Genomic DNA, 22897 nt, shown 5'->3' on the forward strand with positions numbered 1-22897 from the left:
TGTCTTGTGGTTGGTTCTCGCCCTGCATTTTTGGGCAGATTGCCCCTTAAATTTAAAGTGTCAGACTGCATGGTAATTAAGGGAAGCATTGATGCCAATGCTTTGCAGAAGCTCGCCAATATTCCCAGAGCCGGTCGATTTTTGGATGCAAGGACAGGGCATATCAACGTCATTGAGGAAGTCGAGGGATGGTTGATTCGAATTCACCCTTGAACTAGGGCGCCTAGGTCGGACGCGGAAAGGCCAACGGCCGCGATGAAAGCTGGACCAACAGCAATATCACGGCAGGCAACGTACTCGCCATCCAGTCGGGCGGGGACACGACATTGAAGGGCGCGGCGGGCAAGGCCGACCAGATCATCGCATCGGTCGGTGGCAACCTGCTACTTGAGAGCCTGCAAGACAGCAGCAAGTACGACTCCAAGAACAAGAGCGCGGGCTTTGGCGTGAGCCTGTGTATCCCGCCGTACTGCTACGGTTCAAGCAGCGCATGGGCCAACGCCGGCGCCGGCAAGATGAACAGCGACTTCAAGACGGTCACTGAACAGACGGGCTTGTGGGCAGGCGACGGCGGTTTCCCGATCGACGTCAACAACAACACCACCTCGCTCGGCAGCGTCATTGCCAGCAGCGACCGCGCGGTGGCGGACGGCCTGAACAAGTTGACGACGGGCACGCTGGTCGCGCAGGACCTGAAGAACACCGCCAAGTACAGCGGTAGCCAGGTGTCGATTGGTGGAGGCTTCGGGTTTGGCGGAAGCGCCAAGGCGGGCGACTCAGGGCTGGGCACGACCAAGGGCGGCCAGGTAGCCGGCGGCGCATCGAAGGACGCGGGTTCGTCCATCTCGACAGGCAGCAGCGGCTTCGGGATGGGAACGCCGGTGGTGGTGGCGGCCAGCGGCAACAGTAGTTCGACCACGCAAAGCGGCATCAGCGGCGGCACGATCGTCATTCGAAGCACGGCGCTGAATTTGGGGCAAAGTCATCAGCCGAGTATTTGCAGGTGGGCAAGGACATTATGCAAAGCGGGGATAAAGTTCAATATCTATACAAAGGCGAAATGCGAACTGGCTACGTTCAGTTCATGGGTAACTCGTCCCGTGGCGATGCGAAATATGGATTTGTAGGAGCTAATTCTGATGGCACCATTACTACAATTCATGTGGAAAGTGGTAAGAGCTTTTGGAAGATGTTGAATGGCAATCCCGCAGACAAAACCATAAGTCCTGTACCATGATTTACTCAGTGCTTGTTGATGGCATCAGTCCTGAAGTTGAGGAGGAGGTTTCGATCGTTGTCTGCGGTCAGCGGTTTACCTGCTTTGCAAGCTATCTTCCCTATCAGCTCGAGGTGGGGCGAGTGTATCGGGCAGAGTTATTAACTATGGTTTTTGATGAGTATATTATTCAAGAAATTTCTCATGCTGAACCTGCAGTCGTTAGAGAAGGAACAGGCTATTCATACAGAATTATCGGCGAGCTGAGGGATGGCTGTTTGCGCTGTGGTGGGTTGACTTTCTGTGATGAGATTTTGCTGGCGGATTTCGGTTTCCTTGAGGGAAAGCTGATTTCATGGAAAATCGATAGGTTAGATATTTCGTTTGTCTGAGTTTTCTTTGATGCAAAAGCAACTGATGGCACTGCCGGAAAGGTAGATGATCTAGCTACTAGTGGCTTAAGTTCAGCGTCAAACCTTCCAAGTGGAATAGGTCTTGGTGGTTTCAAGGTCGGCTGAAGTGCAGACGATATCACCGCTATAAATTCACGGTTTGGCGGTTCGGTTTCAATCAGAGAGGTTGATGCGGCTATTGCAAATACTGCCAATTTTGAGGGTTTTTATAATAAAGCTGAATCAATGGTCAGGGATATTTCTGGCGGGCATCTGATTGATAATGGAAATAAACGAACTGCTGCTGAAGTGGTTGTGAGGTTGATTATAAAAAACGGCGTGGAGGGTCAGCCAAAACAAATGGTTTGGAGTGTTCTGGATAAGGTTGCGACGGGGAAGCTAACTAATGTCCAAGATATTTCAAAAGCACTAAGAGGCCTGGATTAATGTCTTTCAATCGTTGCGCAGGGCGCGGGCAAGGACTCGGGAATCACCGTCACGGGGTTGAACCTGCCTGCTGGCAACAATGTGGTGCTCAAGGCCGAAGGCGGCATCCTGCTGCAAGCGGCGCGCAATGCGTTTAAGCTGAAGACGGACAACAAGAGCAGCAGTGCCAGCATCGGCATCGCCTACTCCACTGGCGGCTCGCAGAATGGCTTCACGGATGAACGAATAAGGTGTCAGACTACATTTTCACTTAGGCCATCGCCGGAAAATGTAGTCTGACACCTTATTTTCTGACACCTTATTTTCACGAGCTTTACTGCAGGAAATTATGGACTCTAAACTGCCGGTCGGCGACCCGCGGGGAGTGCCAGGAGCTCTTCGCTGGGATGTCCAAGGCACAATGAATGGAAGCAAAGGTACGTATGAGCTAGTTGTAGATCCTAAGACTGATACGGTGCTTCACTTTCTATTCAAGAGTGGGGGTTAATTGTGATGCATGTTGGCTTTAAATTCGATTTGACAGCAAGTCCTCTTGCTGGGCGGTTGATCTATCGGAGTTCGGAATACTCAGTGGATTTTATTGATTGTTCTCGCGAAGAGGTTGCCTTAAGTGCCGGAGCGAAAGGGTGCTGCTCTTTAGCAGTTGGCACTCTCCAAATTGAAGTGGGCGTCGAGACAGGACGGTTGCTTTACCCATGGGGGTTGTGCAATTTAGCGCATTTAGAATCGAAATGTATACCCATTAAAACCATAGAGCGTGCGGGTATTTATATTGATTCTGGAGGGGTCGAGTTGGCCGTTGGCGCGGCGGTTGAACTTCCCGGCTCGATCTGCTGGCGGATGTTCAAGGATGTGGCTACAGGTTGGATCTGCATTGGTAATTTCGACATGAGCGCCAAAGTACGCCTTATTCAGTTTGCAACGAATGCGATGATCTCGCTCTGTGGTGAGGCGGTAATTGCGGTATGGATTAAACCTGAAGTAGAACCGTAAATTAGTTTTCGTGACTCTGTAGGGGCAAAGGCGGCTGCGTGTCATTCGTGATGGCACTGGCCAAAGTGTCCTGACCAGAAAGACGGCTGCGGAATCGATCGCGTCGTTTATTCGGGCTGCACGAAATTAATCTGTCAGCCTGCATTTCCTGATTGTCGACTCCCAACGGAAAGAAAATCTGAGCAAGATTGCGGCCTAGGACTCAAGATTAGCTGCTGCTGTAAACGGCAGTGGAACGAAAAATCCGAATTTCTCTATAGGACTGATTAGGAGGAGCAATGCGTGCTGTTATAAAAGGTATCTCTAATGATATTGTTGATATTGAGACCTATTTCCCAGGGAGCGTAGACAATTTTTCTTTGAGTCTTCGTGTTCGAATTGGGCTGGATTGTACAAAAGGGGCAGATGATTTTGAGCTTTTCGTCTGCACGCCAAAGTGGCTAGAAGAAACAGTATGGGAGGCTCGTTGGGGTAGAGGTCTATTAATTGTTCGAGAATATAATTTTTCTACTATTAATGGTTTGATTCACGACTATGTTAGTCGCTGTGAGGGAGATAGCTGGGAGGATATCGTGAGACAGCTAGGAAAGGTATTTTCCTGGGAATTCGATGATTATCAAGCCTAGTGGCTAGTGCAGTTAGTTAGTTTATCCAGAGACTCTACGGATAAAGCATCAAATATATAAATCAGGATAAAGAATTAACTGTCGCGCTAGAGATCTGAGTAGGTAATCGCCCAGACGGGCGGCGGCCTGCGTCGGCCACGATTAAGAGCGACTTCAAGTCCGTCATGAAGCAGACAGGCCTGTGGACCTGCCATGGCGGCTATCAGACCGCCCGGTACTACGCCGCATGCATCGCCTAGTGGCGCCTTCGGCTTTGACAACAGCACTTACAGGGGCAACCGCGGAAGTCGCAAAAGCGTTCCCGTTAACTCCTTGCTAGGATTTAACGGCCTCTAATCAAGCGCCTCGAACAAATTCCAGCGCCATCCAATCCGCTTTCCGCCAGTTCCCCGCCACCCACCCGCCCCTCAAGCCCCCCGCCGATACAGCGCCAACGTCCCCGCCAGCCCAATCATCAACCCCCCACAAACCCGATTCAGCCAGCGCAGTCCCGACCCCTGAAACGCCCGCACCAGTTGCGCGCCCAGCGTCGCATAAACCAGCATCGTCAATATATTGATCGTCGCCAGCACGCCCGCCACGATGGCGTATTGCATTAACAGCGGCGCTTGCGGGTTGATGAATTGCGGCAGAAACGCGGACATAAACAACAGCGCCTTGGGATTGGTCAGCGCCACCAGGAAGCTGCGCATGCCCAGCGCAAGCCCGACTGGGCGGGCGTCGCCTGCCGAGGCCGATGATGGCAAGACCAGCGCCGAATCCGATCGCAGCATCTTCCAACCCAGATAAGCCAGATACGCCGCGCCCACCCATTTAATAATCTGAAAGGCGACTTCCGACGCCGCCAGCACCACGCCCAGGCCGGACGCCACCGCGCCGACCAACATCAAATCCGCCAGTACCGCACCCGCCATGCCCCAACTGGCGGCGCGCACGCCGTGGCGCGAGCCGTTGCTCATGGCTAGCAGGGTGGTGGGGCCCGGCGTCACGATGGCGACGGCCGAAGCCAGGATGAACAGCAGCAGCGTGGCGGTGGTCATAAAGGGCTCCCGGGGCAGCGGCAAGTTTGACGCGCGGGCCGCCATTCGTCCAGGTGCGGCTACCATATCGGTCTTATCCTTTGAATACCCACCATGTCCACGCGTTCCGACTCCCCCAATCTTGCCCCCCCGCTTTCCTCCGTTCTTCTTTCCAGCGCGGGGGTGGTCGAGGGCGTGCTGGACGGCCGTTCCTTGACGGACGCGTTGACCGACGTCAGTTCCGCCCTGCGTCCGGCCACCCAGGCCGTGTCTTTCCACGCGATGCGCTATCTGGGTTGGGCCGATGCCGTCGGCCGTGAACTGGTGCAGCGCTATCCCAGCGTGCTGTTTGAATCGCTGTTGCTGGTGTCGCTGACCTTGCTGAAAGAAGAGGGCGACGCCGCCGCGGCGCTGCCCGGCATGCCGGTGTATGCGGCGCACACGGTGGTGGACCAAGCCGTGACGGCTGCCTCCAATACTCGCAGCCTGTCGTCATTCAAGGGCATGCTGAATGCCTGCCTGCGCCGTTTCCTGCGGGAGCGTGCGGCGCTTGAGGCCGCCGTGGCCGACAGCCCCGAGGCGCAATGGAACCATCCCGGCTGGTGGGTCAAGCAGTTGGGCGTGGCCTATCCGCAGCAATGGCGCGAGATCCTGGAATCTGCCAATGTGCCGGCGCCGTTGACGCTGCGTGTGAACCGCCGCCGCGCGACCCGCGAACAGGTGCTGGCCGCTTTTCAGGCGGCAGGGTTGGCGGCGGAGCCGGTGGGCCAGTCTGGTCTGGTGCTGGGCAGCCCCAAGCCTGTGACCCAGTTGCCGGGTTTTGCGGAAGGGTGGTGGTCGGTGCAGGACGCGGGCGCGCAGTTGGCGGCCGAACTGCTGGCCCCCGCTGACGGCATGCGGGTGCTGGACGCCTGCTCGGCGCCCGGCGGCAAGACAGCGCATCTGCTGGAGCTGGCCGACATCGATCTGGTGGCGTTGGATGCCGACGGCGAACGCCTTGAGCGCGTGGAAGAGAACCTGGGCCGCCTCGGTCTGGCTAGCAACCGTGTGCAGTTGCAAGCCGCCGATGCCGCCGATCTGGACGCCTGGTGGGACGGCAAGCCCTTTGATGCGGTGCTGGCGGACGTGCCGTGCACGGCCTCGGGCATCGTGCGCCGGCATCCCGACATCCGCTGGTTGCGCCGTGAAAACGACGTGCGCCGCACTGCCACGCTGCAAGCCAAGATTCTGGATTCGCTGTGGCAAACCGTCGCGCCCGGCGGCCGGCTGCTGTATGTGACGTGCTCGGTGTTCCCGATCGAGGGCGCCCGCCAGGCGCTGGAATTCATGCAGCGTCATCCGGAAGCCGAGCGGCTGGACGCGCCGGGCCAGTTGCTGCCAGTTGCGCTCAATGCAACACCCGCCGAGCAACATGACGGGTTTTTCTACGCCTTGTTTGCCAAGCAGTCCTGAATCACCAAGAATAGGGGCATGACGGTGTTTCGGTGTCGTATGTCCACTATTTCGCGTTTATTTCTTGGGTTGTTGCTGGTATCTGCCTTGCTTTCGTTAGTGCCGGGCGGCGAAGTTTATGGCGCCGAGCCCAAGGTCACCCGGGTTGAACCGGCCGTGCGTAACGGCAAGCTCGAGATCGACGCGGACATCGAATTTGAATTGAACCAGCAGTTGCGGGACGCGGCCCAGCGCGGCGTCCCGCTTTATTTCACCGCCGACCTCACCATGACGCGCGAGCGCTGGTATTGGTTCGACAAGTCCCTGGTGGACACGTCGCGCACCTGGCGGGTGGTCTACAACGCCCTGACCCGGCAATGGCGCGCGGGCGTGGGCGAGCTGTCTTTCCCCGTGGCCTCGCTGGATGACGCGATGAGCGTCATCCGCCATATCCGCAACTGGCCGGTGGCGGATGCCGCTGATTTTGACCAAGGGGTACTGTATGGCGGCCAATTGCGTTTGCGCCTGGACACCTCGCTCTTGCCCCGGCCGTTCCAGGTCAACGCCTTGAATAGCAGCTCGTGGGCGCAGGGGACTCCCTGGATGGACTTCTCGTTCATGCTGAGCGACAAGGAGAAAGATCCCTCATGAGGCTGTTGCTTCGGCTGGCCCTGATGGTGGGTGCCGTAAGCGGCCTGGCGTTGCTGGGCTTGCTGGCATGGTCCACGGGCAATGCCTCGCGCTTTGCGCGGTATTACGACACGCTGCTGGTGTTGAACGGCATCTTCGCCCTGGCGCTGTTTGTCTGGGTGGTGGCGCTGACGGTGCGGCTGGCCCGGCAGATCCGGCGCCGGCAATTCGGCGCGCGCCTGACCGCGCGCTTTTCACTGGCTTTTGCGCTGATCGGCGTCGTCCCGGGCGCCCTGATCTACACCGTCTCGGTGCAGTTCATGTCGCGATCCATCGAATCCTGGTTCAACGTGCGCGTCGACACGGCGCTGGAAGCCGGCCTGAACCTGGGCCGAGCCGCGCTGGATTCGCTGCTGGCCGACCTGGATGCGCGCGCCCGATCGATGGCGATGGAGCTGAACCGCAGCACCGACAGCGGCATAACCTTGGCCCTGACCCGCTTGCGTGAAGCCAATGGCGTGCAAGAGGCCATGGTGTTCACGGGCAGCGGCCGCATGATCGCTTTTTCGACCAGCCAGTACGGGCAGCTGCTGCCCGCGATGCCGCCGTCGACCGTGATGAACCAGTTGCGTCTGGCGCGCGGCTATTCGGCGGCTGAAGCCGATGACCCCGTCACGCCCGGCGTCGAGGGCGGCCTGCATCTGCGCGTGGTGATTCCGCTGACCGGGCCTGAGCGTTACGACAATCTGTTGGGCGCCGCGTCCGAACCGCGCTGGCTGCAACTGCTGCAACCCGTGCCTGAGCAAATCGCGCACAACGCCAACCTGGTGCAACAAGGTTTCCGTGATTACCAGGAGCTTGCGTTGTCGCGGCTGGGCCTGCGCAAGCTCTACGGCATTACGCTGACGCTGGCGCTGCTGCTGGCGGCATTCGGCGCCATCGCCGTGGCGTTGTCGCTGTCCAAGCGGCTGGTGCGTCCGCTGCTCAGCCTGGCGGGCGGTACGCAGGCGGTGGGTGTGGGGGATTACCGGCCGCTGCCGGAACCCCCGGAACGCGACGAAGTCGGCCAGCTGACGCGGTCGTTCAACGCCATGACGCGGCAACTGGATGAGGCGCGGCGGATGGTCGAAAGCAATCGCCAGCAGCTGGAGCGGTCAAACGTTTATCTGGAAAGCGTGCTGTCGAACCTGTCTTCCGGTGTGCTGGTGTTTGACGAGTCGTTCCGCGTGACCACCGTCAACCAGGGCGCCCAGACCATTTTGGGCGCGGACCTGCGTTCGGTGATTGGCCGGCCGCTGGAGACGGTGGACGGCATGCTCGAATTCGCCAACATCGTCCGGCAGGCGTTTTCGACGCACGCGGCGGTGGGTTCCGAGCGTCAGCACTGGCAACAGCAATTTGAAATCGGCCCCGCTCAGGGGGGCGCTCCTACTGCGCCGCATCCGCTGACCTTGCTGGCTCGCGGCACCCATCTGCGTGTGGATGGGCGCGGCAACGGGTATCTGGTGGTGTTCGACGACATCACCGAAGTGATCTCCGCCAACCGGACCGTGGCCTGGGGCGAAGTGGCGCGCCGGCTGGCGCACGAGATCAAGAACCCGCTGACGCCGATCCAACTGTCGGCCGAGCGCCTGGCCATGAAGCTGGAAGGCAAGCTGCAACCGGCCGAGGCCCAGATCGTCACGCGGTCCACGAATACCATCGTGAATCAGGTGGCGTCGCTCAAGCAGATGGTGGACGATTTCCGCGAATATGCCCGCACGCCGCCGGCTGTCATGCAGCGCATTGATTTCAACGCGCTGGTGGCCGACGTGCTGTCTCTATATGGCTGGGAGCCCGATGGCGCGGCGTCTCGCCATGTGGGCAAAGCGCTGAACCTGGACGTGAAGCTGGAGCCGGGCCTGCCCGAAATTGAAGGCGACCCCACCCAGTTGCGCCAGGTCATACACAACCTGCTGTCTAATGCCCGCGACGCGATTGCCGAGCTGGGCGGCGAGGGCCGGGTCAGCGTCACGACCCAGTTAATGCGCAGCGAACAGCCCGACCGGGCCGATCAGCAGGCATTGAGATTTACCGTTGCCGACACCGGGCCGGGCTTTCCGGCGCAGGTGATGCAGCGCGCGTTCGAGCCCTACGTAACCACAAAGTCCCACGGGACTGGGTTAGGATTGGCAATCGTACGCAAGATTGTGGAAGAGCATGGCGGACGTATCGACCTTGCCAACCGCAAGGAAGGAGGCGCGCGGATTTCCATCTTGTTGACCCGGTTGGCTCCCGGGACAGACACTATGGACGCGACCGCGCAAGAAAAGGATAATGCGGCTACGCAATAGGTGGATGCTTTATGGCCAGAATTCTGGTGGTTGACGACGAAGTCGGTATACGCGAGCTTTTGTCGGAGATCCTTTACGACGAAGGACACACGGTCGAACTGGCCGAAAACGCGGCGCAAGCGCGCGCCGCACGCCTTCGCATGCGTCCTGATTTGGTGTTGCTGGACATCTGGATGCCCGACACCGATGGCGTGAGTTTGCTGAAGGAGTGGGGCTCGCAAGGCCTGCTCGACATGCCGGTGATCATGATGAGCGGCCACGCCACCATCGATACGGCAGTCGAAGCGACGCGCATCGGCGCCATGGATTTCCTGGAAAAACCGATCACGCTGCAACGTCTCTTGAAGACCGTTGCGGCGGGTTTGGCGCGCGGCCGCGCGCCGCATCCGGCGCCGGTTGCCGCACATCCTGCCGCCGCCAGCGCCACCGTGGCGCTTGAAGACGAGCTTGATCCCCCCGTGCTGACGACGGCGCCCGCCAATGACGCGCCGGTGGCGTCCAACGGGCTGCTGGGCAGCATTTCGCTGGATCAGCCGCTGCGGGAAGCGCGCGACGAGTTCGAACGCATCTATTTCGAATACCACCTGGTCCGCGAAAGCCACAGCATGACGCGTGTGTCGGAACGCACCGGGCTGGAACGTACTCACCTCTACCGCAAGCTCAAGCAATTGGGCATCGAGTCGGCGCGCAAGCGCAGCACATGAAAATCCTGATCATGGGCGCTGGTCGCGTAGGCACCAGCGTGGCCGAAAACCTGGTGTCCGAGGAAAACGACATCACCGTGGTGGATTCTGATCCCACGCAGTTGCAGTACCTGCAAGAACACTTCGACTTGCGGGTCGTCCATGGCGACGGCTCGCAAGTGTCGGTGCTGGAAGCCGCTGGCGCCGCCGATACCGACCTGTTCATCGCCTGTGCGGCCTCTGACGCCGCCAACATGGTGGCGTGCAAGATCGCCCGCCAGCTGTTCAACATCCCCCGCCGCATTGCCCGCATCCGCTCCGCCGAATTTCCGGAACACCCGGAATTGATGAGCGAAGACGGTTTCTGCATCGACGCCCTGATCAGCCCCGAACGCAGCGTCACGACGTATCTGCACAGCCTGATCGAATTTCCCGAAGCCTTGCAGGTTGTGGAATTCGCCGAAGGCCGCATCAGCGTTGTCACCGTGCGGGTCGGCCACGGCAGCCCGATGGCGCATTCGTCCGTCGACAAGCTGCGTGATGTCTGGCCGGACGTAAAGGCGCGCGTGATTGACGTCTTGCGCGGCGGACGCCCGTTGAGGGCGGGCAGCGGCACCGTGATCGCCCCGGGCGACGAAGTCGTGCTGGTGGTGGATTCGCGGGATGCGCGCCGTGCCGTGCGTCAGTTGCGCGATGCCGAGCGCGCCGTGCGCCGGGTGATGATCGCGGGCGGCGGCAATATCGGCCTGCGTCTGGCGCGCCAGCTGGCCGAAGAAAAGTACAGCGTCCGCATCATCGAGCGCGACCTGAAGCGTTGCGAATACCTGGCGACCCAGTTGCCCGACAGCGTACTGGTGCTGCATGGCAGCGGCACGGACGAGGCCCTGCTGGAACGCGAAAATATCGAAGACATGGATACCTGGCTGGCCCTGACCAGCGACGACGAAGACAACATCATGTCGTCGTTGCTGGCCAAGCGGCTGGGCGCCCGCAAGGTGATCGCACTGATCAACCGGCAGGCGTATGGCGAGCTGATGCAAGGCAGCCATATCGACATCGCCGTGTCGCCGTCGCAAGCGACGATGAGCGAACTGCTGCGCCATGTGCGGCGCGGCGACGTGGCGGCCGTGCACCGGCTGCGCCAAGGCGTGGCGGAAGCGTTGGAGGCCATCGCCCATGGCGACCGCTCCACCTCCAAGGTGGTGGGCCGGCCGGTTGGCCAGATCAGCCTGCCCAAGGGCGCCAGCATCGGCGCTCTGGTCCGGGGTGACGAAATCATCATGCCCGACGCCGACACCGTTATCGAAACGGACGACCACGTGATCGTCTTTGTGCCCTCGCGCCGGCAGATGCCGCGCGTGGAAAAGCTGTTCCAAGTCTCGGCGTCCTTCTTCTGATGCGCGCCGTTCCCATGCCCCCTTGCGGGCCACGCGCCGCTGGATAGGCTCCCATGAAGCGCGTCCTGGGCACCCTCTATATCTTGGGTCTGACCATGGTGATGTTCGCCCTCACCATGCTGATTCCGTTGGTGGTCGCGTATGTGGGCGGCGACGCCGCGCGCCAGGCATTCCTGAACGGCTTCCTGATCTCGGTGGGCATCGGGGGCGGGCTGGCCGCGCTGACCCGGCGCAGCCGCTGTGAACTCCGGGCGCGTGACGGCTTTGTGTTGGTCTCGGCCGTGTGGGCCGGGCTGCCGCTGTTGGCCGCGATTCCGCTGATGCTGTACTTCCACGGCGCGGGGCTGCCACTGTCGTTCACGGGCGCCTACTTCGAGGCCATGTCCGGGCTGACGACCACCGGCGCCACGGTGCTGACCAACCTGGACGCCTTGCCCGCGTCGATCAACCTGTGGCGCGCCACGCTGATCTGGATTGGCGGCATGGGCATCCTGGTGCTGGCCGTGGCGATTTTGCCGCTGCTGGGCGTGGGCGGCCATCAGGTCGTGCGGGCCGAAACGCCCGGGCCCATGAAGGACGAGCGCCTGACGCCGCGCATCGCCAGCACGGCCAAGGCGCTGTACGCGGTGTACTTCGTGTTCTCGATCCTGTGCTTCCTGGCCTACCGGGCCGTGGGGCTGTCCTGGTTTGAAGCCTGGTGCCACATGGCCACCACGATGGGCCTGGGCGGTTTTTCCACCTGGGACGATGGGTTCGCCCACTTCGATTCGGTGGCCGTGGAAATGGTGGCCATGGTGTTCATGCTGATCGCCGGCATCAACTTCGCCACCCACTTCAACGCCTTCCGCCAGCGCAGCCCGCGCGCCTACGTGCGGTGTCCGGAAGCCATTCCCTACCTAGTCATCGTGCTGGGGGTGGGGCTGGTCATTTCGGTGTTCCTGTACGTCAAGGGCGTCTACGCCGAGCCGCTGGAAGCGCTGCGCTACGGCATGTTCAACACCATTTCGATGGCCACCACCACCGGTTACGCCAACACGGACTTCGCGCAGTGGCCCCTGTTTGCACCGCTGACGATGCTGCTGCTGTCCGGCTTCGCGACGTCGGCCGGGTCAACCGGGGGCGGCATCAAGATGATTCGCGCGATCCTGCTGGTCAAACAGGCGCGCAACGAGCTGGTAACAATGTTGCACCCGCATGCGGTCAGCCCGGTGCGAATCAACGGCCGGGCCGTTGAGGGCCGCACCATGTCGTCCGTGCTGGCCTTCATGCTGTTCTACGGGCTTTCTATCGCGGTTTTCACAAGCCTGCTGCTGCTCTCTGGGCTGGACCCGATTACGGCGTTCTCGGCCGTTTTCGCCAGCGTTAACAACACCGGCCCGGGCCTGGGCCCGGTGGGCCCCATGGGCAACTTCGCCGTGCTGTCTGATTTCCAGATCTGGGTCTGCACCTTCGCCATGCTGATTGGCCGCTTGGAATTGCTGACCGTGCTGGTGCTGTTCACGCCCATTTTCTGGCGCAAATAAGGGCCACCGGGCTCGAATTTTCACCCGGGATAACCCGATAAAGGGTTATCCCACCCCCTCTCGAAATCCGCTTCCTGACTTGGATTGCCGCCGCCATCGGCCCGCAACCCGCGCCGTTTCTATGTTGTAAGCACTTGCTCACTTATCCTCAGAGGGCAAAACTGGATGCTTCGCGATGTTGCACACAAATGTCACGATTTTCAATCGTTTTGCCACAAACCTGCGGCTATCATGCGTTCACAAGCTGCCGTCTAGTGCCCCCCGGGATGTTGCCGGGCTTCAAGGTCGAACGGCGCATCCCTCATCAAACATTCAAAGGAGTCCGAGATGGAACAGATCCCGTTCATTTCGTCGGCCCCCAACACCTTGGGCATCGAACTCGAGCTGCAACTGATCGACCCCCGTAGTTTTGATTTGACCGCTGCCTCCGATGAACTGTTGGCCCAGATGGCCAACCACCCCATTGCCGATCGCGTTAAACCGGAAATCACGCGGTCAATGATCGAACTGAATTCCTCGGTGCATGAGCACCCCATGGGCCTGCTGGCCGAAATGCGCGAGATGCGCGACGCCTTGGTCGAAGCCGCCGACGCGGTCGGCGTATCGGTCGCAGGCGGCGGGGCGCATCCGTTCATGCGGTGGCAAGAGCGCTCTATCTCGGACACCCCGCGCTTCCAGTACCTGGCCGAAATGTACGGTTACCTGGCGCGTCAATTTACGGTTTTCGGCCAACACATCCACTTGGGCGTGAAAAGCGGCGACGATTCCATCAAGCTGCTGCGCCGTCTGTCCCCCTATGTGCCGCACTTCATCGCGCTGTCGGCCTCGTCGCCGTACTGCGAGGGCGTGGATACGCTGTTTTCGTGCTCGCGTCTGAACGCGGTGAACAGCTTCCCGCTGGCTGGCCACATGCCGCCCGAAGTAAAGGACTGGTATCAGTTCGAGGCCCATCTGGCCCAGCTGCGTGAATACGGCCTGGCGGAAAGCATCAAGGACTTGTACTGGGATATCCGCCCGAAGCCGGAGTTCGGCACGGTCGAGATCCGCGTCTGCGACACCCCGCTGACGGTTGAACGCGCTTGCCAGATCGCGGCATTCGCTCAGGCCTTGGCCGTGCTGCTGATGCGTGAGGACGACCCCAGCGACAAGGCGTGGCTGTCCTATCGCAGCAACCACTTCCAGGCTTGCCGTTTTGGCTTGCAGGGCAGTTATGTCACGCCGGACGGTCAGCGCCTGCGCCTGATGGACCATCTGCGCGCCTTGTTCCAGCGCCTGATGCCGGTGGCGGAAGAGCTGGGTACGGGCGACATGATCGCCGCGCTGCGCGACGAGGCCATGCGCAGCGGCAACGATGCGCGCTGGCTGCGTAGCCAGTTTCATCGCCTGCGTGACCTGCCGCTGGTGGTTGATGCCATGGCGCATGCCTGGCGTGGAGAGTCGGCGGCTGCCGCTGCCCCGGCGGAACCCACGGCGGTGCTGCGCCGCCGTATCCGGGCGAACTCTGAGCCGATGCAGCCTTTGTCGGCCTCTGAGCCGGGGGTCAGCGTGCCCCTGCCGGAACGCCTGCACTAGGCACGCGTTCCGGGGCGCGGACCCTGTTCAGGGGTTTCCGCGCTGCCGGCCGCCGATGGCGCTGACGGACAGCCGGGTTTCTCCGGCCACCGTTCGATGCGCGGCGGCGCGCCAGGCGTGGCCATAGGCCACTTCAATACTCAATGCGATCAGCCCGTCGGGCCGTCGCTGCGCTTCCAGTGCGGCGACGAGGCGGTTGCGCCAGTCGCGGCCGACCAGCCCGCCACGACGGCCTTCAGCCGGGTTGCCGCCTAGCGCGCGCACGTCCGCCAGCAGCTTTTCGGGGCTGCGGTAGGTCAAGGTCAGGATTTCCTGGTCCATGACCGGGTCGGCAAAGCCGTTTTCCACCAGCAGGTCACCAAAGTCGTGCATGTCCACAAAGGACGGCGTGGCGGTGGCCAGGCCGGCGTCGGTCAACGCCTGGCGCAGCTCGCGCAGCGTGGCCGGCCCCAGACAGGAGAACATCGCCAGCCCGCCCACCTTCAGGATGCGCCGCCATTCGGCCAGCACGGCATGCGGGGCGCGGTGCCAGTGCATGGCCAGGTTCGACCAGACCAGTTCCAGCGATTCCGGGGCCAGCCCCGTCTCCGCCAGATCGGCGTTGACGAAGGCCGGGGCAGACGGGCCGCGGCGGGCCAGCTTGCCGATCCAGGCGCCCAGGCCCGCAGGCGCGTGGCGCTTTCTGGCCAGCTCCAGCAGCGGTTCGCAATTGTCCAGCCCGGTGTAGGCGGCATCTGGATAGCGTTCGCGCAGCAGGGGCAGGTTATCGCCGGCCCCACAGCCCGCATCCAGCATCGCTTGCGGTTGTACGCGTATGTATTGCAGGCGGCCAAGCATGCGGCGGGCCACTTCGCCATACAGAAATTGAGCGTCAGACAAGTCGCCACGGCGGGCAAACTGGCGCGGCACATCGGCGCTGACGATGGGAAGAGTGGGGAGGGGGGCGGATTCTGGCAGGGACATTTCGGTCACGCCCGCGACGTCGCCGCGGGGCGGAACATGATTTCATGGGGGATGGCACCCATTATTGCGCATCCCGGCCGACGTACCCGATTGCCCCTACAGGCCATGGGGCGGTGGTTGGCGTCCCGAATCGGCTGCGACTGCCCGCTGTGCGGCGCGCGTGTGGCGGGGGCGCGGCTATGTGGTGGGTGCCAGGCTGACATCACCTTTGCTCCGCCCGGCAGCCCGCCGCGTTGTACGCGTTGCGCCTTGCGCTTACCCAATACGGCGTCAAGCTGCCCGGCTTGTCTGGGCGCCCCGCGTGCCTACCTGCGCACGATCGTCGCGTTCGACTACCTGCCGCCCGCTGACGCCCTGATTCGCATGCTGAAGACCCAGCTGCGCTTGAGCATGGCGCCGGTGCTGGCGCGCCTGCTGGCTGACGCCGTTCGCAGCGAAGGCGGGCTGCCCGAAGGCACCTTGCTGGCGCCCATTCCCGCCAGCCGCGCGTCGCTGCGCCTGCGCGGCATGAATCCGGCGGCGGAGATCGCGCGCAGTTTGTCGGCGGAATTGAATGTGCCACTTGTCCGCCACGCGCTGCGCCGGCGGCGCGAAACGCCCCGGCAGACCGCGTTGGGCCGGCGCGCCCGGCGTCAGGTGGCGGCGGGCGTGTTTCTGGGCGCGCCATCGGTGCGGGGCCGGCATGTCGCGGTGGTGGACGACGTCATGACCACGGGCAGCACCGTTGAAGCCGCCGCCGTCGCCTTGCTGGCGGCGGGCGCGGCCGGGGTGACCGTGCTGGTGGTCGCCCGTACGCCGTGACCCCGAACGCCTTGCGCCGCAAATCGGCGACAATTCCGCCAGGCGGCGCGTCGCTGCTCCGCATTCCGTCCGCGTTTTCGCCGTCTTGTATTGGGGGCTCGGCTTTCGGCCTAGCCCCTTCGCCCAGACCCGCCGCCCAGACTTTTCCCCTAGCCTTCGCCCCGTAGCCCCGTCATGTTCCACGTCATCCTCGTCTGCCCCGAGATTCCTCCCAACACCGGCAACGCCATCCGGCTGTGCGCCAACACCGGGGCTCAATTGCACCTGGTGCGCCCGCTGGGTTTTGAATTGGACGATGCCCGCATGCGGCGCGCCGGCCTGGATTATCACGAGTGGCAGCCCGTGCGCGTGCATGACACGTTGCAGGAAGCGTTGGACGATACGGGGGCGGACGCCTCCAGCATCTACGCGCTGACGACGCAGGCGCAGCGCAGCGTGGCAGACATCGGATTCAAGCCGGGGGATGTGTTCGTATTCGGCCGCGAGACGGCCGGGCTATCCGACGAACATCAGGCGATGTTCGCGCCCCAGCAGCGCTTGCGCTTGCCGATGCGCGCCGGGCAGCGCAGTTTGAACCTGTCAAACGCCGTCGCGGTGACGGTGTTCGAAGCGTGGCGCCAGCAAGGGTTTGAAGGCGGCGTGTAAGCACGCCGCCTGTTCCTGAACGGCGCGCTCAATCCAGCGACAGGTTCAGCTTTTCAATCACCTGGTCCCAACGCGCCTTCTCATTCTTGATGCGGGCGGTCAGGGCTTCCGGTGTGGACGGCGCGGGCGTGAAGTACTGCAACGCCAGTTGCTTGCGCACGGCGTCGCTGTTGATGATGCGGGCCAGCTCGCTATTGAGCCGTTCAACGATCGGGGTGGGCGTGCCTGCGGGGGCCAGCACCGCGTTCCACGAAATGGCTTCGAAGTCGGGGTAGCCTTGCGAGGCCATCGTCGGCACGCCCGGCAACGCTTCACTGGGCTGCAAGCTGGTCACGGCCAGCAGTTTGACCTTGCCGTCGCGCGCTTGCGGCACGGCGATGGCGGGCACCATGAACCCGGCTTGCACATCGCCGCCGATGATGGCGGTAATGACCTGCGGGAAGCCGGAATAGGGAATGTGCGCCAGGTCCACACCGGCGCGTTCCTTGAACATTTCCATCGCCAGATGCGCCGAACTGCCCGGGCCGACCGAACCGTAGTTCAGCGAGTTGCCGCGGCCTTTGACGAGTTTGACGAAGTCCTGGACGTTGTCGACCTTCAGGCTGCCCGGCACGACCAGCACGTTGGGGCTGGTGCCCACCAGCGAGATCGGCGCCAGATCGTTGATGGGGTCATAGCCCAGCGTCTTCTTGTACAGCGTGGGGGCCGTGACCAGCGGGCCGTTGATCGTGTAGAGCAACGTGTAGCCGTCGGGTTTGGCCTGCGACACGATGCGCGTGCCGATGTTGCCGCCCGCGCCCGGCTTGTTGTCGATGACGATGGGCTGGCCCAGCGCTTGCGACAGCGGCTCGGAAATCGTGCGCGCCAGAATGTCCGGCGACGAGCCGGGCGGGAAGGGCACGACCATATGGATCGGGTGATCGGGCCAGTCGGCATGGGCGGCGGCCGGCAGCACGGCGGCTAGAGCCAGGCACAGGCCGCGCAGAAGCGGGCCGACCCGGAGCTTGCGGGTTTGCGTCATGAAGGATGTCTCCTCGAAAGGGGGCGGGTGTTTTGTTGTTAGGGTGAAATCAGAGGTGACCGCCCAGCGATTCGTCGTCCAGCGGGCCGCTGGCGTCCGCGCTTTCGTCGCGCGGGTCGCGCGCAAGCAGGGCGGACACCGCGGTCATGGGGGCGACGCCGTCAAACAGCACGGCGCAGACGGCTTCGGTGATGGGCAATTCGACGTTGATGGCGCGGGCGCGGTCGCGCGCGGCGCGGGCGCAGCGCACGCCTTCGGCGGTGATGCCGCTGGCCAGAATGTCGGCCAGCTTGCGGCCGGCGCCGATTTCCAGGCCCACGCGGCGGTTGCGCGACAGTTCGCCCGTGGCGGTCAGCACCAGGTCGCCCAGGCCCGTCAGGCCGGCGAAGGTGCTGGCGCGTGCGCCCAGCGCAACGCCAAAGCGGGTCATTTCGGCCAGGCCGCGGGTGATCAGCGCGGCGCGGGCGTTGGTGCCCAGCGCCAGCCCGTCGCCAATGCCACAGGCGACCGCAATCACGTTTTTCAGCGCGCCGCCCACTTCCACGCCGACCAGATCAGCGCTGGCGTACACGCGCAGCGCCGCGCCGTGAAACGCGGATGTGGTGGCGTCACGCAACGCGGTGCTGGTGCTGGCGACCGTCAGCGCAACCGGCAGGCCTTGAGCGACTTCGCGCGCAAACGACGGGCCCGACAAGGCGCCGCCGATGGCGTCAGGCAGCGCCTGGCGCATGATTTCGTGGGGCAGCCTGGCCGTGTCGGCTTCAAAGCCTTTGCACGTCCAGACGATGGGGGTGTCTTGTAATCCCAACGCGGGCAGCCGGCGCGACAGTTCGCTGCAAATGGCGGTCAGCCCGGCCACAGGTACGCCCAGCACGATCAGGCGGCGTGCGCCCTCGTCTTGCAGGCTGCGCAGCGTGGCGTCGAGATCAGAGGAAAAATTCAGGGACTTGGGCAGAGAGATGCCCGGCAGATAGCGCGCGTTTTCATGCGTGGCGGCCATGGCGGCAGCCTGCGCGGCGTCGCGCGCCCAAAGCGTGGTGGCGTGGCGGCGGCTGGAGGCCGCCGCCAGCGCGGTGCCCCAACTTCCCGCACCCAGAACAGCAACGCGCAAGCGCGGCTCGGTGGGATGGTTCATCGGGGCGTGGCGTGCTTACTGGCGGGTGGCGCTGGCGGGCAGGATGATGCCCGAGTCGCTGCCATTGCCATTGCCGTTGGCGGCGCCTTGCTGCTGTTGCAACTCGGCCAGGCGCTGTTCGTACAGAGCTTGGAAGTTGACTTCGGTCAGGTGCAGCGGCGGCATCGAGGTGCGGGTGATCGCATCGGCGATGTTGGCGCGCAGGTACGGGTACAGCATCGTCGGGCAAACAATGCCCAGCAGCGGATCGAGCTGCTCTTCGGGGATGTTGGCCGCTTCGAAGATGCCGGCTTGCGTGCCTTCAACCAGGTACACGACCTTGTCGTTGATGCGGGTCGTGACGGTGACGGTGACCGTGGTTTCGAACACGGTTTCGGCCAGGCGCTGGCCGCCCACGGTGATGCTCACTTCAACCTGGGGGGCTTCTTGCTCCAGGAAGACGTGGGGCGCGTTCGGCATTTCCAGCGAAAGGTCTTTCAGGTAGACGCGTTGCAGATTGAACGAGGGCGCGTCGTTGCCGCCTTCTTGCTGGGTGTTTTGGTCTTGATCAGCCATGAGTGTTTCCGTTGGTGGGAGGGGGCAAAGGTAAGGGCGATTAGCCGTTCAGCAAGGGGGCAAGGCCGCCCGAGCGATCCAGGGCCATCAGGTCGTCGCAACCGCCGACATGGGTATCGCCAATGAAGATTTGCGGCACGGTGCGTCGGCCGGTACGTTCGATCATGACATCGCGCTGGGACGGGTCCCGGTCGATCTGGATGATTTCCAGGTCGCTTACGCCGCGTTGCTCAAGCAGAGCCTTGGCGCGTGCGCAATAAGGACAATAGTCCTTGCTGTACATGACAACTTTATTCATAGGCGCTCCTGAGGATTCAAGATGAAAAAGGGGGCGAGCCGCGCTCAGCCCTTTTGGGTGACCGGCAGGCTGGCGGCCGACCAGGCGCGCATGCCGCCGTCCAGCGGCACGACGTCCGCGAAACCCTGGGCGCGCAGCTTGGCGGCGGCGCGGGCCGAGTCACGGCCGTTATCGCACACCACAACCAGCGGCTTGTTCTTGGGCAGCGACGCGGCCTTTTGTTCGAGATCGGCGGCCGGCACGTTGCGGGCCTGGGCGATATGGCCGGCCTGGAACTGTTCGGCGGGGCGCACGTCAACCCAGACAGCGTTGCGCTGGTTGACCATCTGAATGGCTTCGCCGGTGCTGACGGCCGAGCCGGAGCGGCCCTTGCGCAAGGCTGGAATCGCCAGCATCACGCCGGAGATCACGGCCACGCCGACGATGAAGACGTTGTTTTTATCGAGCAAGAATTGCAAAAGATCCACGGGGCATCCTGAAGGGTGGCGACGAGCCTGGTAACGGCGAACCCGAGATGAAATCCGGGTCGCCGCGCCAGGGAAATGGACGGGTGCGCCGGGGCTAAATCAAGGGCAAAATCACTCAATTATAAAATGAGCGCATTCTTTAACCATCCTTTAACTTTAACCCGCGCGGAAAGCGTGCCAAACCATGCATAAACTCGTTCTGATGCGCCACGGCGAAAGCCAGTGGAATCTGGAAAACCGTTTCACCGGCTGGACCGACGTCGATCTGACCGAAACCGGCCGCGAACAGGCCCGCAAGGCGGGCGAATTGCTGAAGAAAGAGGGCTACACCTTCGATCTGGCCTATTCGTCGCTGCTCAAGCGCGCCATCCGCACCCTGTGGATCGCGCTGGACGCCATGGACGCCATGTACACCCCGGTCGGCGTGAACTGGCGCCTGAACGAACGCCACTACGGCGCGCTGCAAGGCTTGAACAAGGCCGAGACCGCCGCCAAGTATGGCGACGAGCAGGTCCTGATCTGGCGCCGCGCCTACGCCATCGCCCCGGAACCGCTGGCGCTGGACGACGAACGCCACCCGCGTTTCGACAGCCGCTACGCCAAGATCCCGGCTGACCAGCTGCCCGCCACCGAGTGCCTGAAAGACACCGTGGCCCGCGTGCTGCCGTTCTGGAACGAATCGATCGCCCCGGCCATCCGCGCCGGCCGCAAGGTGCTGGTCGCCGCCCACGGCAACAGCCTGCGCGCCCTGATCAAGCACCTGGACAATGTGTCGGACGACGACATCGTCAACGTGAACATTCCGACCGGCCAGCCCCTGGTCTACGAATTGGATGATGACCTGCGCCCGATCCGCCACTATTATCTGGGCGACGCCGCCGAGATCGAGGCGGCCATGGCTGCGGTCGCAGCTCAGGGTAAGGCTAAGAAGGACTAAAGGACCTGTTCACACCAGATGGAACCTCGCATGATTGCGCAATCACCCTTCGGGCAGGCTGAAAATCGGGCGCCTGGCGTTGTTGTAGCCTCCTTGCGTGGTGCAGGCCACGCGGCGTCGGCCACGCCTAGCCCGGCACCCGATTTTCAGCCTGTGCGAGGCTCCCTCCGGTGAGAGCAGGTCCTACTATGCGTCGCACGGCAGGGGTGTTGTTGGCGGTCATGTTGACCGGCGGAGCGTTGTCGGCTCGGGCCGCGCCTAACGACCTTGCCGGACGCCAGTCCGACGCTGAGCGTCAGCAGGCCGCCTTGCGGGATCGCATCGAAAACCTGCAAAAGGATATCGATGGCCGCGAGGCCGCCCGCAAGGAAGCCGCCGATGCGTTGAAGCAATCGGAATCGGCCATCTCCAAGATCAACCTGCGCCTACGGGAGCTGGCCGAGGCCAACCGCCAGGCGCAGGCGGACCTGACCGGGCTCGAAAAGCAGATCGGCGTGCAGGAAACCGTGCTGGCCAAACGCCGCACGGAACTGGCCGAACAATTGCGCACCCAGTACACCAGCGGCTTGTCGCCGTGGACGGCGCTGCTGTCTGGTGACGATCCCCAAGTGCTGGGCCGCAACCTGGGTTACCTGGATTACGTGTCGCAAGCCCGCGCCAACGCGGTGCAGGCCTTGCGCGAAGACATCGAACGCCTGGCCGCATTGCAGACGCGTGCCGACGCCCGGCGCGCGGAAATTGAAAAAGTCGTGGCCGAGACCTCGGAGCAGAAGACCGCTCTGGTCGGCCAGCAGAAAGAGCGCGCCACCTTGCTGGCGCAGCTGGAAGGGCAGATTGCCGCCCAGCGCGCCGAGGCCAACAAGCTGGGCCGCGATGATCAGCGCCTGTCGCGCCTGATCACCGATCTGGATGCGGCCATCGCCAAGCAGATCGAAGAGGCCCGCAAGGCCGAGGAAGCGCGCAAGAAGGCGGAAGAGGCCCGTCGTGTGGAAGAAGCCCGCCGCGCCGCCGAAGAGGCCAAAAAACGTGCCGAGGCCGAACGCCGTGCGGACGAAGCCCGCAAGAAGGCCGAGGCCGACCGCAAGCTGGCCGCCGACGCTGCTGCGCGCCGTGATCGCGATTCGCGGGATGCCCGCGATGCCGCGCAGGCGCGTGAACAAGTCGAAGCGGCCTCGCGGCAGAATCGCGGGCCGGTCGCCGTGGCCGACCCGGACGCCGCAGGATTACGTCCGGCTGAACAGAAACACACGCGTTTGACCGATCCGGTTCAAACGCCGCCCGCGGCAGCGGAAAAACCCGCAGAAACGCCTAAAAAAGCGGAACCTAAAGCGGAACCTGCCGAGCCCGAAACCACTCCAACCCGCAGTGCATCGGCTCAGCAGGCCAGCCGCGCCGCGCCTGCGGTCGGCGGCGGCAGCGGTTTGAAGCATGGCCTGGCCATGCCGGTGCGCGGCCAGGTGCAAGGCCGTTTCGGGGTCGACCGCCCGGATGGCGGCGTTTGGCGGGGCGTGGTGCTGCGCGCGCCGGAAGGCACGCCTGTCAAGGTGGTGGCCCCCGGCACCGTCGTCTACGCCGAATGGTTGCGGGGTTTTGGCAACCTCATCATTGTGGATCATGGCCAGCAATACCTGACGGTCTATGCTTACAACCAAAGTCTGCTCAAACGGGTGGGGGATTCGGTGACAGGTGGCGATACTATTGCTACGGTAGGGGCAACCGGCGGCCAAGTGGAATCCGGCCTATACTTTGAAATTCGCCATCGTGGCGCTCCTGTGGACCCGGCCCAGTGGCTGGCCCAATAGGTTGGTAGGTA

At 62.7% G+C, this 22897-nt stretch carries 22 protein-coding genes and 1 pseudogene; 16 read left to right on the plus strand and 7 right to left on the minus strand.

What is annotated here, in order from left to right; translation table 11 throughout:
• Window positions 1-242: 242 nt before the first annotated feature.
• The 5 genes and pseudogenes from AC1DSJ_RS26680 to AC1DSJ_RS26700 form a co-directional block, all read left to right on the plus strand.
• Window positions 243-1127 (plus strand): annotated as a pseudogene (locus AC1DSJ_RS26680) (hemagglutinin repeat-containing protein); the annotation flags it as partial.
• Window positions 1128-1182: 55 nt separating this feature from the next.
• Window positions 1183-1608, plus strand: a complete 426-nt coding sequence (locus AC1DSJ_RS26685) for a hypothetical protein (RefSeq protein WP_217483403.1) — start codon at window positions 1183-1185, stop codon at window positions 1606-1608.
• A 456-nt stretch (window positions 1609-2064) separates the two neighbouring features.
• Window positions 2065-2334: a hemagglutinin repeat-containing protein gene (locus AC1DSJ_RS26690; RefSeq protein ID WP_441372519.1), complete on the plus strand. Its 270-nt coding sequence runs from the start codon at window positions 2065-2067 to the stop codon at window positions 2332-2334.
• 291 nt (window positions 2335-2625) lie between these two features.
• Window positions 2626-3048 (plus strand): hypothetical protein, encoded by a 423-nt coding sequence (locus AC1DSJ_RS26695; RefSeq protein WP_175171744.1) that lies wholly within the window; start codon window positions 2626-2628, stop codon window positions 3046-3048.
• Between the two features lie 278 nt (window positions 3049-3326).
• A complete protein-coding gene (locus tag AC1DSJ_RS26700; protein WP_441372507.1) occupies window positions 3327-3674 on the plus strand; it encodes an immunity 8 family protein in 348 nt (115 codons plus the stop codon).
• Between the two features lie 407 nt (window positions 3675-4081).
• Here the strand turns inward: AC1DSJ_RS26700 and AC1DSJ_RS26705 are convergent, their stop codons facing one another.
• Window positions 4082-4714: a LysE family translocator gene (locus AC1DSJ_RS26705; protein WP_441372506.1), complete on the minus strand. Its 633-nt coding sequence runs from the start codon at window positions 4712-4714 to the stop codon at window positions 4082-4084.
• A gap of 93 nt (window positions 4715-4807) precedes the next feature.
• Between AC1DSJ_RS26705 and rsmB the strand changes: the two genes are divergently transcribed.
• From rsmB to AC1DSJ_RS26740, 7 genes are all read left to right on the plus strand, one after another.
• Window positions 4808-6145 (plus strand): 16S rRNA (cytosine(967)-C(5))-methyltransferase RsmB, encoded by a 1338-nt coding sequence (gene rsmB / locus AC1DSJ_RS26710; protein WP_175171747.1) that lies wholly within the window; start codon window positions 4808-4810, stop codon window positions 6143-6145.
• 39 nt (window positions 6146-6184) lie between these two features.
• Complete coding sequence (locus AC1DSJ_RS26715) at window positions 6185-6775, plus strand: DUF4390 domain-containing protein (protein WP_156336368.1); 591 nt, start codon at window positions 6185-6187, stop codon at window positions 6773-6775.
• Window positions 6772-9087 (plus strand): sensor histidine kinase, encoded by a 2316-nt coding sequence (locus AC1DSJ_RS26720; protein WP_175171748.1) that lies wholly within the window; start codon window positions 6772-6774, stop codon window positions 9085-9087. Before AC1DSJ_RS26715 ends, AC1DSJ_RS26720 begins: the two co-directional genes overlap by 4 nt.
• An 11-nt stretch (window positions 9088-9098) precedes the next feature.
• Window positions 9099-9791, plus strand: coding sequence for a response regulator (locus AC1DSJ_RS26725; RefSeq protein ID WP_054420624.1), 693 nt, complete (start codon window positions 9099-9101; stop codon window positions 9789-9791).
• A complete protein-coding gene (trkA, locus tag AC1DSJ_RS26730) occupies window positions 9788-11167 on the plus strand; it encodes a Trk system potassium transporter TrkA (RefSeq protein ID WP_054420623.1) in 1380 nt (459 codons plus the stop codon). Before AC1DSJ_RS26725 ends, trkA begins: the two co-directional genes overlap by 4 nt.
• Before the next feature lie 53 nt (window positions 11168-11220).
• Window positions 11221-12690: a TrkH family potassium uptake protein gene (locus AC1DSJ_RS26735; protein ID WP_054420622.1), complete on the plus strand. Its 1470-nt coding sequence runs from the start codon at window positions 11221-11223 to the stop codon at window positions 12688-12690.
• A gap of 327 nt (window positions 12691-13017) precedes the next feature.
• Window positions 13018-14262, plus strand: coding sequence for a YbdK family carboxylate-amine ligase (locus tag AC1DSJ_RS26740; protein WP_427949482.1), 1245 nt, complete (start codon window positions 13018-13020; stop codon window positions 14260-14262).
• Between the two features lie 27 nt (window positions 14263-14289).
• Here the strand turns inward: AC1DSJ_RS26740 and AC1DSJ_RS26745 are convergent, their stop codons facing one another.
• Window positions 14290-15225, minus strand: a complete 936-nt coding sequence (locus tag AC1DSJ_RS26745) for a methyltransferase domain-containing protein (RefSeq protein ID WP_441372505.1) — start codon at window positions 15223-15225, stop codon at window positions 14290-14292.
• 249 nt (window positions 15226-15474) lie between these two features.
• Between AC1DSJ_RS26745 and AC1DSJ_RS26750 the strand changes: the two genes are divergently transcribed.
• Together AC1DSJ_RS26750 and AC1DSJ_RS26755 are read left to right on the plus strand one after the other, a co-directional pair.
• Window positions 15475-16026 carry a ComF family protein gene (locus AC1DSJ_RS26750; protein WP_441372504.1) on the plus strand — a complete coding sequence of 184 codons (552 nt, stop codon included), beginning with the start codon at window positions 15475-15477 and terminating at the stop codon, window positions 16024-16026.
• Between the two features lie 174 nt (window positions 16027-16200).
• Window positions 16201-16671 (plus strand): tRNA (cytidine(34)-2'-O)-methyltransferase, encoded by a 471-nt coding sequence (locus tag AC1DSJ_RS26755; protein ID WP_054420619.1) that lies wholly within the window; start codon window positions 16201-16203, stop codon window positions 16669-16671.
• 28 nt (window positions 16672-16699) lie between these two features.
• Here AC1DSJ_RS26755 and AC1DSJ_RS26760 read toward each other — a convergent pair whose 3' ends face one another.
• Genes AC1DSJ_RS26760 through AC1DSJ_RS26780 form a run of 5 tightly spaced genes read right to left on the minus strand, consistent with a single transcriptional unit; the run spans window position 16700 to window position 20147 of the window.
• The gene (locus AC1DSJ_RS26760; RefSeq protein WP_175171751.1) at window positions 16700-17692 is read right to left on the minus strand and encodes a Bug family tripartite tricarboxylate transporter substrate binding protein; all 993 of its coding nucleotides are present in this window, start codon (window positions 17690-17692) and stop codon (window positions 16700-16702) included.
• Between the two features lie 49 nt (window positions 17693-17741).
• Complete coding sequence (locus tag AC1DSJ_RS26765) at window positions 17742-18827, minus strand: NAD(P)H-dependent glycerol-3-phosphate dehydrogenase (RefSeq protein WP_054420617.1); 1086 nt, start codon at window positions 18825-18827, stop codon at window positions 17742-17744.
• Window positions 18828-18842: 15 nt separating this feature from the next.
• Window positions 18843-19382 (minus strand): protein-export chaperone SecB, encoded by a 540-nt coding sequence (gene secB, locus AC1DSJ_RS26770; RefSeq protein WP_175171752.1) that lies wholly within the window; start codon window positions 19380-19382, stop codon window positions 18843-18845.
• Between the two features lie 40 nt (window positions 19383-19422).
• Window positions 19423-19680 carry a glutaredoxin 3 gene (gene grxC, locus AC1DSJ_RS26775; RefSeq protein WP_054420615.1) on the minus strand — a complete coding sequence of 86 codons (258 nt, stop codon included), beginning with the start codon at window positions 19678-19680 and terminating at the stop codon, window positions 19423-19425.
• 44 nt (window positions 19681-19724) lie between these two features.
• The gene (locus AC1DSJ_RS26780) at window positions 19725-20147 is read right to left on the minus strand and encodes a rhodanese-like domain-containing protein (protein WP_054420614.1); all 423 of its coding nucleotides are present in this window, start codon (window positions 20145-20147) and stop codon (window positions 19725-19727) included.
• Window positions 20148-20331: 184 nt separating this feature from the next.
• On the opposite strand from AC1DSJ_RS26780, the gene gpmA reads away from it, so the two are divergent.
• Both gpmA and AC1DSJ_RS26790 read left to right on the plus strand, forming a co-directional pair.
• Window positions 20332-21084 (plus strand): 2,3-diphosphoglycerate-dependent phosphoglycerate mutase, encoded by a 753-nt coding sequence (gene gpmA, locus AC1DSJ_RS26785; RefSeq protein ID WP_054420613.1) that lies wholly within the window; start codon window positions 20332-20334, stop codon window positions 21082-21084.
• Window positions 21085-21272: 188 nt separating this feature from the next.
• A complete protein-coding gene (locus AC1DSJ_RS26790; protein ID WP_054420612.1) occupies window positions 21273-22886 on the plus strand; it encodes a murein hydrolase activator EnvC family protein in 1614 nt (537 codons plus the stop codon).
• Window positions 22887-22897: the final 11 nt, after the last annotated feature.

This window comes from Achromobacter sp. 01N37 (assembly GCF_056399725.1).